Here is a 12,352-nt window from a genome sequence, read left to right as displayed (position 1 = left end):
TGGAATGACAGTCGACAGCGTTGCGACGGCTCAGCCGCTCGAGGCGGAAGCCGACGAGGGGCATCACGGCGGCTTCTGGGCGCTGACGCTCGGCTCCGTCGGCGTGGTCTATGGCGACATCGGCACCAGCCCGATCTACGCCTTCCGCGAGGCGGTGCTGGCGGGCTCGGCCCATGCCGGCGCCAGCCGCGAGGTGGTGATCGCGGTGCTGTCGCTGATCATCTGGGCGCTGATCCTGGTCGTCACGATCAAATACGTGCTGCTGCTGCTGCGCGCCGACAATCGCGGCGAGGGCGGCACGCTCTCGCTGATGGCCCTCGCCCACAAGGTGCTGGGCCAGAGGACCGAGACCAAGCTGGCGGCGGTCGTCTTCGTCATGGGCATCGCGGCCGCCTCGCTGTTCTTCGGCGACGCCATGATCACCCCCGCCATCTCCGTGCTCTCGGCGGTGGAGGGCATCAAGCTGGTGACCCCTGCGCTGGAAGAATTCGTGCTGCCGATCACGGTGGCGATCCTGGTGGCGCTGTTCCTGGTGCAGAGCCATGGCACCGAGCGCGTCGCGCGCTTCTTCGGCCCGCTGACGGCGCTATGGTTCCTCGTGATGGGCGTGCTGGGGCTGGTGCACCTCATCGACGATCCCGGCGTGCTCGTCGCCTTCAACCCGATCTACGGCCTGGCCTTCCTGTTCGAGCACGGCCATCTCGGCCTGCTGACGCTCGGCGCGGTGTTCCTGGCGGCGACGGGCGGCGAGGCGCTCTACACCGATCTCGGTCATTTCGGGCGCCGGCCGATCCAGACCGCCTGGCTCGGCTTCATCTTCCCCTGCCTCCTGCTCAACTATCTCGGCCAGGCCGCCATGGTCCTGTCCCATCCGGAAAATATCGAGAACCCGTTCTTCCTGCTCGCCCCGTCCTGGGCGCTGATCCCGCTGGTGACGCTGGCCACCATCGCCACCGTGATCGCCAGCCAGGCCGTGATCACCGGCGCCTATTCCATGGCGCGCCAGGCGATCCAGCTCGGGCTGCTGCCGCGCTTTGCCATCCTGCACACCTCGGCCAAGACCGCCGGGCAGATCTACATGCCGCGCATCAACTGGATCCTGCTGGTCGGGGTGCTGGCGCTGGTCGGCTTCTTCAAGAGCTCGGGCTCGCTGGCGGCCGCCTATGGCGTGGCGGTCACCGGCTCGATGCTGATCGATTCGATCCTGCTCCTGATCGTCGCCTGGGTGGCCTGGCGCTGGAACCTCACGCTCGCCATCCTCGCCATGCTGCCGCTGGTGGTGATCGACGCCAGCTTCCTCGGCGCCAATCTCCTGAAGGTGTTCCACGGCGGCTGGGCGCCGCTGATGATGGCGGGAAGCCTGATGGTGCTGATGCTGACCTGGGTGAAGGGCACCCGTATCCTGCAGGAGAAGACGCGCCGCGGCGAGGTGCCGCTCCAGACGCTGATCGCCAGCCTGGAGCGCAAGAAGGAGCTGCCGCGCGTGCCCGGCACCGCGGTGTTCCTGACCAGCGACCCGGACTTCGCGCCGACCGCGCTCCTGCACAATCTCAAGCACAACAAGGTGCTGCACGAGAAGAACATCATCCTCTCGATCCGCACGGTGGACCTGCCGCGCGTGCCGGCGGACGAGCGCGCCACCACCGAGCAGGTGTCGAGCGCCTTCATGCGGGTGCGGCTGGCCTATGGCTACATGGAGACGCCGAACGTGCCCAAGGGGCTGGCGCTGGCCCGCAAGAAGGGCTGCGTCTTCGAGATCATGACGACCTCGTTCTTCCTGTCCCGCCGCCACCTCATCGCCTCGCCCGACCCGCAGATGCCGGGCTGGCAGGACCAGATCTTCATCGCCCTGGCCCGCAACGCCACCGACGCCTCCGACTATTTCCAGATCCCGACGGGGCGGGTGGTCGAGGTCGGCACGCAGGTGGCGGTGTAGGGAGCGCAGTCGCGAGGTGAGGGCCGGGGCCGCAGTCGGCGCCCGGCCCCTTCGAGGCTAGCGGCGAGGGCCGCGCCCGGTCATCATGGATCGGCCGACCATCATCGAGCGTCCGGTCATCATCGAGCGCCCGGTCATCATCGAGCGGCCGACCAGCTCACCGCCGTCCTCGCCCGTGACGTTGGCGGCGCCGAGCTCGGCATCGAGCAGGATGTCGGCGAGCCAGCCCGAGCTGATGTCGAGGCGCAGGGCCTGGTCGAGCTTGTCATAGCCCCACATGCGCACGCCGGCGGCGAAGATCTCGTCCTTGAACTCGACGCCGAGCGTGCTGAGGCTGATCGGCTCCTGTCCCGCCGTGACGGGATGGCCGGGGCCATGCACCAGGAAGATCGCCGGCGCCGACATCTTGTAGTAGTTCCCCTCGAAGCTGAAGCCGTAGATGGTGGCGAGCCGCGGCTTGCTCTGCTCGCGCTGCTCCGGCGACAGGTTGGCGGCGAGCTGGCTGCGGGGGTAGGGCGTCTGGCTCAGCACCTCGGCCGTGTTGGCCTCGTTGATCGTGAGGCCCAGGAACTCGCGCCCGAACAGGCGCACCAGGGAGGGCGCCAGCAGGTTCTCGCCGAAGCGCGGGCCGGGATCGGTCGCCGGCTGCGGCGAACGGGCGGCCGCGTCGTTCTCGGCGCTCTTGGAGCCGGATTCCTTCTTGTCTGCCATGGCGTTTCCTCTCGGTGATGGCGGTGGAGCGAACGTAGACTAGGCGGGTCGATGACGCAGCGGCAACTTACGAGGTAACATGCTCCGGCGCGGAGCTGCGATGCAGGTGCGGCATCAGCCGCCGCGCGGCGATGAAGGACGAGGTGTGGGCGCAGCGGCAGTCGTGGATGCCTTTCGTGGCCGCGACGCGTCGCACCTTCTCCGCATAGGGCAGGCGGCGCCACTCGCCCGGCGACGTCGGGCGCTCGGCATGCAGGACCGGGCGGGGATCGATGCCGCGCCACAGGAAGTCGTCGAGGAAGGCGTCCACCTGGTCGCCGCGTCCGAGCAGGACGAGCGTCTCGATGAAGCGGGCGGCGACCCGGTCGAAGCTCAGATCCGTCGGGTCGAGCGTCATCATCACATGCGCCATGCACGTGCCGATGGTGTTGCGGGCTTCCAGCAGGGAATCGCGGAAGGCGTGGGCGAAATGGGCGAACTGCTCGGCCGAGGCCCGATGCACCCACTCCAGCGAGGCCTCGACCTCCTCCCGCCGCCAGGTCCGCGTGTCGAGATGCGGGGCGATCGCGCCCCGGCGCACCAGCCCGTCCTGATAGAGGTCGACCAGCGCATCGAAGATCGCGCCGGTCAGCGGCTGGGCCAGATGATGGGCGTTGCGGTCCTGGCCCGTCGGGTCGACCCAGGTGCCGTCGGGCATGAGCCGCAGATCGGCGACGTCGCGCATCTGCACGATGTTGTCCGCCGTCCGGATCTGCTCGAGGTCCGAGATCTCGCCGATGCGGCTGACCAGGTTGAGGACGTAGAGATTGCCGTCGGTCTGGGTGAGCAGCCGGTCGATGACGCTGTCGAAATGCAGCGCCGCGACGAGCGCGACCATGTCCGAGAACGATTCGTGGAAGGCGAGGAACTGTCCGGTGAGATGCTCCGTCGCCGGCACGCCGATCTCGGAGAACAGGACGGCGTGACCCATCTCATGGGCGATCACGTCGAAGTTCAGATAGAACGGGACGGTGTTCCCCTGCTCGTCGACCCGCGCCCCCGTCTCGATGAAGCCCGGTCCGGACTGGGCATTGTCCCAGCGCACGTCGGGGATGAGCTCGATCTGGGGATAGGCGGCCGTGTGCCACCAGACCACCGGCCGTTCGAGATAATGCTCCCAGACATCGAGCGCGCGCCGCGCGCAGGCGAAGAGATGGGCGGCCGCAAATTCCGGACTGTGCTCGGGGATGGTGTCGAAATGGCCCGACGCGTCGGGGCAGGCGGGCGCCAACACCGTGCCCCGATAGGGCGGCATGTAGTTCGGAGGGTCGTAGGGCTCGGACTTGTTGGCGGGATGCACGGCATACATCGTCGCGTCCGCCGGTCCCGGACCGACGCTGCCGCGCGGGCAGGACAGCACCACCCGTTCCGGCGCCTTATAGCCGCTGGCAAACTGCGGATAGAGCCGAAAGCGCGTGCCCGGCATCATGTCGATGGGTTCCCGTAGAGGAATTCCAGCCAAACGGCGGCCCGGAAGCCGTCCGCGCTGGAAAATCCTGTAGAAGACGCATGCGCGTCAAGTGATTTTGGAACAGGCGTGCCGACACGGCGCTCGAAATACCAGGACAGGGCGCCGTCGAGCACCGGAGCGGCGGGCAGGGCGCGGCGAGCCCCTGTCGCGTCGGCCTTGCGGCGCGCCCGCTCGGCCAAGGCGGCATAGCGGTCCGTCAGCCGGAGCTCGTCGAGCACGGCGCGCCTGAGGTGTCGGAGCGGCACGGCCGCGAGCCCCTCGTCGGCCGCCGACTCGCCGGCGACGATGCGCGGCAGATCGCCGGCGTCGAGGGCATTGGTTTCCAGCCAGGCCTCGATCGAGGCCCGGCTCGCCAGGCCTCGCCGCCGCCGGAAGCGGGCGAGAGCCTCGCTCGCCGGGAGGCCGGCCGATGCGCGGCCGAGATCGACACGGCCCATCGCGGCAATTGCGACGTCCCTGAAGGCTTGCGGGTCGAGCCCCAGCTCCGCCAGCACCACCTCCTCCTCGGCGCTGGCCTCCGCGTCCTGCTCCGCCGCCACGAAACGCTCCCAGACCAGGGCAGGCTCCAGGCGGACGGGAATCGGGGGCGCCGCCGCCCGCTCCTCGGCGGCGATGCGGCGCAGCAGCTCGGCCGCGTCCCGGCCCTTCTGGGACAGGGCGTGACCATCGAGCCAGGCGGAGAAGGCTCCCGCCCGGTCCGCCGTCAGGACGTCTCGCGCGGCGTCGGCCAGGCGGGCGAAGGAACGCTCGGAAAAGTGCAGACGCTTCAGCGCCGATGCCAGCCCGTCGCGCTCGACGCGATCGAGCAGGCCTTCGGCTTGCGCCAGCGCCAGGGTCTCGCGGATGTCGACCATGGCGTCCGAGACCGGCATGCTGCCGAGCTCGCTCGGCCCGTGGGCGATCGCGACCTCGTCGTCGTCCTCGAACATGTCCTCGAAGGGGGGATAGCGCCCGTCCCGGAAGGCCGCGTGGATCTTGCCGACGCCGACCATGCCGAAGGCGGCGAGCTCGGCCGCCCTGAGGGCGCCCATGCTGGCTGCTCCGAAGACGGCGATGCCCTGCGCCAGCGCCCAGAGCAGCTCGCGGTGCCACACGGCCGGCACGTTGAGGAACACTCCGTCGATCAGGCCGATCCTTGCCGGCCGATGGGCGCGCACGGCGCGATAGACGTCGCCCTGCCGGGCGGGAGGCAGGAAGACGCCGCCGGGCAGCAGCGCCTCGGCGTCCTCACGACGGAGCGAGGGGCCGAGGAAGACGACGATCGGGCCCGTCGTCACGGCTCGGCCCCCTGGTGGGCGCGGTCACCCGGAGCATAGTCGCCGTCGGTCGTCCACGGCCCTTCGAGGCCCGGCACGATCGCCCGGCCGACCGGGATGCCGATCCCGGGCTTGGTCAGGTCGACCCAGATCGCCTGCTCGAAGCCGGATCGGCGCAGGCGGTCGAGGATGGCGTCGAGAGCATGCGACGCCGACGCCGGCGCAGGGGCAGCGGCCGGCATCGCGGTCCTGCGGGGACCGCGCGCTGCGGCGAGCCAGGCCTGTCCCTCGGACATCCAGCGCTCGCGCGCCGGCCGGTCGTAGGACTCGGTTCCGAAATCGTCCCTGGCGCCGGAGATGCGGGTGATGCGCGTCTGCGCCGCTTCCAGCAGGGCCTTGAGCAGCGCCGTGGCCGGATCCGCATGGCAGGCCGCGCCCAGTTCCGTCTCCACGCCGTGCGGATCGTCGTCGGGCGCCACGATGATGCAGACGAAGGTGGGCAGGCCGATATCCGAGGTCACGTCCCAGGCGGCGATGGCGGCGCCCGTCGCCTCGATGCGGCGCAGCAGCTCCGCGCAGATGCGATCCCGCACCGAGGCGAGGTCCAGCGCCCGGGCGGCGGCACCGAGGGCCGCGCCGGCATCGTACCAGAGGGCCATGGCATCGCGTTCGATCGCTTCGCACAGCCCGTGCGCCATGGCCGCCTGCGGCGTGGCACCGGCGGCAAGGCCGTTGGTCGTCGCCTGGAACAGGCCGCTGCCGGCGGGCTGGGGGGCGGTATAGTCGGCATGGACCAGCTCGTGCGGCACCCAGCAGGGGGCGTCCGTCATCAGGTCGCGGCCTTCGATCCAGAGGCAGCGGTCCTCCTCCGGATCGCCGTCGCCCGGCATGCGCGGCAGCCGCGCGGGATCGACGGTCGGGACCGGCAGGTCCCGCCGCCGACCCCAGCGCAGCGGCGCGTCGATGAACTCGGCATGGTGGGCTTCCGCCGCCTCCATCACGGCGGAGACCTTGGCGGCGGCGAGCGTCAGGCCCTTGCCCTGGTGCACGGCGAGGGACCGGGAATTGGGGCGCACCGCGGCGGCGACCGGAATGCCGAGGATGTCGAGCCCGGTGAGGTTGGCGAGACGGGTGATGCCCATCGCCGGCATGAGCGGGAGGAGCCGGGCGAGGACGATGTCGGGGCCATTGGCCGCCTCGCTCGCCGCCGGCTTCTGCGTCGGGCTGGTCACGGCTTGGCTCGTGGTCTCTTGGCCGGCGGGGGCGGAGCGCCGAGCTTGGCCTCGAGCGCGTTGAGCAGCTTGCCGGCGAGGTGCAGGTCCGCGCTGCCGTTGCCGGTGATCGCCGCGCGCGCCGCCGCGAGGCGTGCATGCGCCTGCTCCGGCAGGCCCATGCGCTCGGCGAGCTTCGCCTCGCTGATCGCGATCCGCAGGGTCAGCATGGCTGCGCCCTGGGTCTCGGCGATGCGGCGCGCCTCGTCATGGGCGGCGCGCGCGGCCTCGATCGCCGCGGGATCGGCGGCCAGGATCATGTCGCCGGTCATGCGCCAGACCTCCGGCAGCCAGTTGCGCAGGCCGACGGCGTCGAATTCCCGCCGGGCAGTCGTCAGCTCCTCCAGCGCCCGCTCGGGCTTGCCCGCAGCCGCCAGCATTTCCGCCAGCAGGCAGACATAGATCGGGAAGTCCTCGATCGTGCCGATCCGGCGCTGCTGATCGAGGCCTCTGGCGACGACCTCGAGCCCGTCGGCCACCGCGCCCTGCATCGCGCTGGCCCATCCCCGGAAGATCAGGCCCTTGGCATGATGGTCGGCAAAGCCCCGATCCCCGGCGAAGGCGACCAGCTCCTCGGCCTGGCGCAGCGTGCGGACGTGGTCGCGGCGGTAGCACTGGTGCAGCAGCGCCATGTCCATGGCGTGGATCGTGCTGCCGAGATGGCGCAGCTCATAGGCCCAGGCCAGCGACTTGCGCTCTTCCGCGCTCGCCGCGTCGAGGCGGCCGAGCATCCAATAGGCCTGCGCCGCCGAGCCGTGGCCGCACACCTTGGCGTCGTGGTTGCCGTAGAGGGAGGCGTGGTCTCGGTAGTCGCCGCTCTCGTAGATCGCCAGGCCGGCTTCGATGTGCTCGCAGCAACGCTGCAGATGGCCGGTGGTGAAATGGCTGGCCCAGTTGCAATGATGCGCCTGCAACAGGAATTGTGCGTCGCGTCGTCCGCTCGCGCGCTCATACAGGGCCTCAGCTCGATCCTTCACCTCGAAATGATCGCGGGAAACGCGCCACCAGCCCCAGTATACCGGAAAGTGCCGGTCACTGTCCGGCAGATCCAGGCAGAGTTCGTAGGCTTCGTTGTAGACGGCGCGCGTCTCCTCCGAGCCTGGGCCCTTGACCGCGATCAAGGCCGGTCCGAACAGAGCGACGAGGTCGAGCCGGAGGTCGCGGTTGCCTTCGGTCGGCGGCAGCGTCCGCAGGATCTCCAGGCCGCGCCCCAGCAGCCTGGTCGCTTCGAGCGGCGCCGAGCCGGCGAGGCTGCGGCGGCCCGCCTCGATCCAATGCGGCACCGCCTCCTCGCCGAGACCCGCCTCGGTCAGATGCGCGGCCAGCAGTTCCGGCTGCGGGACGGCCCCGTCGGCATCGAGGGCCTGGAGCGCCCGCGCCACCCCCGCATGCAGGGCCCGCCGCCGCTCGCGCAGGATGCTGTCATAGGCCGCATCGCGCACCAGGGAATGGCCGAACGCGTAGCAGTCCTGCCCGCCGACCTGCGTCGGCTGCAGCACGTCGGCCTGCTGCAGGGAGGCCAGCGCATTGCCGAGCTCGGCCGCGCTGGTCGCCGCCACGGCTGCCAGCACGTCCCGGCGCACCACCCGGCCGATCACGGCCGCGACCTGCGCCAGCTCCTTCGCCGGCCCGGAATGGTCGAGCCGCGCCATGAAGGCCTCGTGCAGGGATGCCGGGATCGAGACCGAGCCGGTTTCGCCGAACACCACCTTGCTCCAGTCGACCAGCTCCTTCGAGCGCAGCAGCGGCCGGACGAACTCCTCGATGAACAGGGGAATGCCGTCCGTCTTCTCGGCGATGCGGTAGGCGACCTCGATCGGCACCGGCTGGTCGCCGAACAGGCTCTGCACCATGGCCGCGGCTTCGTCGTCGTCGAGCCGCGCCAGCCGCAGCTGCGGAACGCCGGCCCCCGCGGCCCAGTCGCGGACATCGGGGGTGTCGCGCGAGGTCAGCACCAGCAGGGCGGATCTCGCCGCCGCCTTCTCGATCAGCGCCGCAAGGAGTTCCCGCGAGGAAGGATCGAACCAGTGCAGGTCCTCGGCGAGGATGCACAGCGGGCCGTCCTCCGACCAGGCCAGGATCTGCTCGGCCAGCACCTCGAACTGGACCTGCTTCTGCTTCTCCGGCGCCAGCGCGCTCTCCGCTTCCGGCGCGGTCAGTCCGAGGAGTCGGCCGATCACGTCGGCCGCCTGGTCCCGGACCTGCGGCGTGCCGCGCAATGCCGCGCGCAGCTCTTCGATGCCGACGGAGGGCGCGCCGGCGGTGGAGCGCGCGGCGATCGTCCGGAACTGCAGCAGGAAAGGGTGGAGCGGGCTGTTCTCGTGGAACGGCGACCCGCTCAGCGTCAGCGCCGCGGCGGGCCGGTCCTGCTGGACGCTGAGGAAGCGCTCGACCAGGCGCGACTTGCCGATGCCAGCCTCGCCCAGGACCAGCACCGCGCCGCCCTGTCCGGCCTCGGCCTTGGTCCAATGGTCGTGCAGCGCCGCAAGCTCCGCCTCACGGGCAAAGAGCGGCGTCAGGCGGATGGGCGCGCTCGCGGCCGCCCGCGCCCGCTCGTGCAGTTGTCGCACCACGCGGAAGGCGTGCTGGTTCTGGGCGAATCCCTTCAGGTCAAGGAGCCCGAGATCCTCGACCTGGAACAGGGCGGCGACCCGCTCGTGGGTCACTTCCGAGATGGCGATGCCGTTGGCCGGCACCACCGACTGGAGGCGGGCCGCCAAGTTGGGCGTGGAGCCGACGATGGTCTGCCGGTCGGCGAGGCCGCCCGCCAGGAGATCGCCGACGATGACCCGGCCGGTGGCGATGCCGATGCGGGCCTGGAGCGGCGCCTGCGCCAGCGGCCGCAGCGTGCCGATCTCCTCGATGATCTCCAGCGCCGCCCGCACCGCGCGCTCCGGATCGTTCTCATGGGCGATGGGGTAGCAGAAATAGGCCAGGATGCCGTCACCGACGAAGCGCACCACAGTGCCGCCGTAGCGCGAGATGATGCCGCCGCAGAATTCGCGATATTCGCGGATGACCTCCAGCATGTCCTCGTCGTCGAGCTGCTCGCCGAGCGCGGACGAGCCGACGAGATCGACGAACATCACGGTGAGCGGTCGCCGCTCGGCATGCGCCGCCGGCCGCTCGGCCCCACTCTGCTGCGCTTCGCGCAGGCTTTCCCGGAAGCGCATGCGCTCGCTGATGGTCAGTTCCAGCTCGCGCAGGTCCGCGTCGGTCAGCATCTCGAGCTGGGCGGGCTCGATCCCGTGCGCCTGGAACGCATCCATGCGATGCGTCAGTCCGGCTGCGCGGAGCAGAGCGTCCAGATCGAGGGAATTCGTCATCGCGCGGAACCTCTCAGACTCAGACCGCACAAGCAACAGGTATCACCAGTGGTCCGGTCGCTTCGTGACGAACGTCGCTTCGAGGATGATGTCCCGGGGGAAGAGGCTGGGAATGCGCCACAGAGCGAAGGCTCCTTTTCGCCCCTGTGCGACGATCACCGTCGTGCCGCCGATCTGGGCCGCACCGGAGGTTTCAGAGGCGCTGCTCTTCCAGCACGTGCGGACGGAGACAACCGTGCGGCATCGCACAGCCGACGACCGCCATCGGTCCGCCCATCCGTGCCTGAACGTCGAGGACGAGATGGCGTCCAGCCCTGATGAGGCGGCAATTCTTATCTGCGCGCCCGGCGCTCACGCCGGGCATAGTGCAGCGTCGAGAGCCCCGCGAGCGCCAGCAGCGGGTACGCGAGCAGGATCGCGGCCTGCCAGCCGCCGCCGGCGGAGATCTCGCGTGCCAGCAACGCGCCCACGCCCGTCACGATGCAGACCAGGAGTTCGTTCGCGCCCTGCGCCTTGACCCGCTCCGACGGGTCGGCGATGGCGCCAGCGCGCCGCCGATCCCAGCGGACGCCCAGCAGCAGGATAGCGGCCGTGAACCGGACCATGGACGTGCCGGACCAGGTCGGGGGCGGACCCGCACCGATATCTCAGGGAACTGACAAGCGCTTCCGACAGGGCTGCGGACGCAGGCGGCGCTTCCAGCGGCTGGACCGACGCGCCCGGCGCCGGCGCCCTCATCCCGCCGAGACCGGCGGCCGCCGCAGGTCCCAGCGCAGATCCTCCTCCATCTGCCGGGCCAGGCGCAGCAGCGTCGCCTCGTCGCCGTGGCGGCCGACCAGCTGCAGGCCGATCGGCGTCGCGCCGTCCGCCATGGCCGCCGGCACCGACAGTGCCGGCAGGCCGGAGAGGTTGAAGGCGAACATGTAGGCGGCATCCGACCAGCGCGCGAGATAGCGCAGGCGGTCGCCGTCCTCCATCGACCAGTAGCCGACGGGGCGCGGCGGCTGGGTCAGGGTCGGCGTCAGGAACACGTCGTAGGGCGCGAGCTCGATGGCGAGGCGCTGGCTGGCCTTGCGCACCGCGGCGATGCTCTCCGAATACTGCACCGCCGACAGCGAGCGGGCGTGCTGCAGCAGCGACCAGTTGAGCGGCATGAAGTCGGCCTCGCCGATCGGCCGCCCGTTGGCGGCCGTCACGCGGTCGAAATCGGCCGCGGTCTCCACGGCGTTGATGGCGTTGTAGTGCGGCCAGACCTGCTCGAGGTCGACGGCGAGGTCGTGCTCCTCGACGTGATGGCCGAGGCGCTCCAGCAGGCGCAGCGTCTCGTGCAGCGCTGCGGCCACGTCGGATGCGACCGGCGGGCCCCAGGGCGCGGCGAGGGTGTAGCCGATGCGCAGCCGGGCAGGGGGCTCGGCGAGCCCGGCCAGCCAGCCCTTCGCGGGCGTCGGGGCGAGATAGGGATCGCCGGTCATCGGGCCGGCGACCGCGTCGAGATAGGCGGCGCTGTCGCGCACCGTGCGTGTCACGCAGAAGATGGCGATGCTGCCGAACCACAGGTCCACGGCTTCCGGCCCGTAGGTGATGCGCCCGCGCGAGGGCTTCAGGCCGACCAGGCCGCAGCACGAGGCCGGCACGCGGATCGAGCCGCCGCCGTCCGAGGCCTCGGCCAAAGGCACGATCCGGGCCGCCACCGCCGCGGCGGCGCCGCCGCTCGACCCGCCGCAGGTGATGGCCGGGTTCCAGGGGTTCATGGTCGGGCCGTAGAGCCGCGGCTCCGTGCCGATCGACCAGCCGCATTCGGGCGTGTTGCTGCGCCCGACCAGCAGGAAGCCCGCCGCCTTGATGCGGCGGACCATCTCCGAATCATGGTCGCAGACGAAGTCGGAGAAATAGCCCAGCCCGTTGGTCAGCGGCGTGCCCTGCCACATCGAGGCGATGTTCTTGAGCAGGAACGGCACGCCGCCGAACGGGCCCGTCGGCGGCGCCAGCGCCGCCTGCCGCGCGAGGTCGAAGGTGCGGATCACCACGGCATTGAGCCTGGGATCCAAGGCCTCGACCAGGCTGATGGCGGTCTCGACCAGCTCGAGCGGCGAGACCTGCTTGCCGCGCACCAGCTCCGCCAGGGCCAACGCGTCGCTGTCGGCATAGAGCCGCACCAGATCCGAAGTCACCCTCGCCATGTCTCTGCGTCCTCTCCCATCGGCCGCGCCGGTCTCTTGCCCAGCTGCATAGCAGGATTCCGGCGCTCGATCCGAGAGGGGGAGCGGCCATCATTCCATTCGCGACGCCGGCCGTCGGATTTTCCTGATGCGGTTTGTGCAGTGCAGCGTAAGATCGCGACT

General features: G+C 70.5%; 8 protein-coding genes. 1 reads left to right on the top strand and 7 read right to left on the bottom strand.

What is annotated here, in order from left to right; genetic code table 11:
* Nucleotides 1-4 precede the first annotated feature (4 nt).
* Complete coding sequence (locus QO011_RS12535; RefSeq protein ID WP_307272255.1) at nt 5-1,936, top strand: potassium transporter Kup; 1,932 nt, start codon at nt 5-7, stop codon at nt 1,934-1,936.
* Nucleotides 1,937-1,993: 57 nt separating this feature from the next.
* Here QO011_RS12535 and QO011_RS12530 read toward each other — a convergent pair whose 3' ends face one another.
* The 7 genes from QO011_RS12530 to QO011_RS12500 form a co-directional block, all read right to left on the bottom strand.
* Complete coding sequence (locus QO011_RS12530; RefSeq protein ID WP_307272253.1) at nt 1,994-2,647, bottom strand: hypothetical protein; 654 nt, start codon at nt 2,645-2,647, stop codon at nt 1,994-1,996.
* A gap of 67 nt (nt 2,648-2,714) precedes the next feature.
* A complete protein-coding gene (locus tag QO011_RS12525; protein ID WP_307272252.1) occupies nt 2,715-4,115 on the bottom strand; it encodes a gluzincin family metallopeptidase in 1,401 nt (466 codons plus the stop codon).
* A complete protein-coding gene (locus tag QO011_RS12520) occupies nt 4,112-5,434 on the bottom strand; it encodes a TfuA-like protein (RefSeq protein ID WP_307272251.1) in 1,323 nt (440 codons plus the stop codon). The genes QO011_RS12525 and QO011_RS12520 overlap by 4 nt, the downstream gene beginning before the upstream one ends.
* The gene (locus QO011_RS12515; protein ID WP_307272250.1) at nt 5,431-6,645 is read right to left on the bottom strand and encodes a YcaO-like family protein; all 1,215 of its coding nucleotides are present in this window, start codon (nt 6,643-6,645) and stop codon (nt 5,431-5,433) included. The genes QO011_RS12520 and QO011_RS12515 overlap by 4 nt, the downstream gene beginning before the upstream one ends.
* Nucleotides 6,642-10,010 carry an ATP-binding protein gene (locus tag QO011_RS12510; RefSeq protein WP_307272248.1) on the bottom strand — a complete coding sequence of 1,123 codons (3,369 nt, stop codon included), beginning with the start codon at nt 10,008-10,010 and terminating at the stop codon, nt 6,642-6,644. The genes QO011_RS12515 and QO011_RS12510 overlap by 4 nt, the downstream gene beginning before the upstream one ends.
* 332 nt (nt 10,011-10,342) lie before the next feature.
* The gene (locus QO011_RS12505; RefSeq protein WP_307272247.1) at nt 10,343-10,615 is read right to left on the bottom strand and encodes a hypothetical protein; all 273 of its coding nucleotides are present in this window, start codon (nt 10,613-10,615) and stop codon (nt 10,343-10,345) included.
* A gap of 129 nt (nt 10,616-10,744) precedes the next feature.
* Nucleotides 10,745-12,190 (bottom strand): amidase, encoded by a 1,446-nt coding sequence (locus tag QO011_RS12500; RefSeq protein WP_307272245.1) that lies wholly within the window; start codon nt 12,188-12,190, stop codon nt 10,745-10,747.
* Between the last annotated feature and the right edge of the window lie 162 nt (nt 12,191-12,352).

Origin of the sequence: Labrys wisconsinensis, from assembly GCF_030814995.1 — a bacterium.
In the GTDB taxonomy this organism is placed as follows: domain Bacteria; phylum Pseudomonadota; class Alphaproteobacteria; order Rhizobiales; family Labraceae; genus Labrys; species Labrys wisconsinensis.
Note: the sequence above shows the minus strand (reverse complement) of the source record. Positions and strands in the feature narration are given on the sequence as shown.

Excerpts from the sequence above, each read along its gene's own strand:
- QO011_RS12535 (WP_307272255.1), top strand. The coding sequence starts at position 5 with ATGACAGTCGACAGCGTTGCGACGGCTCAGCCGCTCGAGGCGGAAGCC.
- QO011_RS12530 (WP_307272253.1), bottom strand. The coding sequence starts at position 2,647 with ATGGCAGACAAGAAGGAATCCGGCTCCAAGAGCGCCGAGAACGACGCG.
- QO011_RS12525 (WP_307272252.1), bottom strand. The coding sequence starts at position 4,115 with ATGATGCCGGGCACGCGCTTTCGGCTCTATCCGCAGTTTGCCAGCGGC.
- QO011_RS12510 (WP_307272248.1), bottom strand. The coding sequence starts at position 10,010 with ATGACGAATTCCCTCGATCTGGACGCTCTGCTCCGCGCAGCCGGACTG.
- QO011_RS12505 (WP_307272247.1), bottom strand. The coding sequence starts at position 10,615 with ATGGTCCGGTTCACGGCCGCTATCCTGCTGCTGGGCGTCCGCTGGGAT.
- QO011_RS12500 (WP_307272245.1), bottom strand. The coding sequence starts at position 12,190 with ATGGCGAGGGTGACTTCGGATCTGGTGCGGCTCTATGCCGACAGCGAC.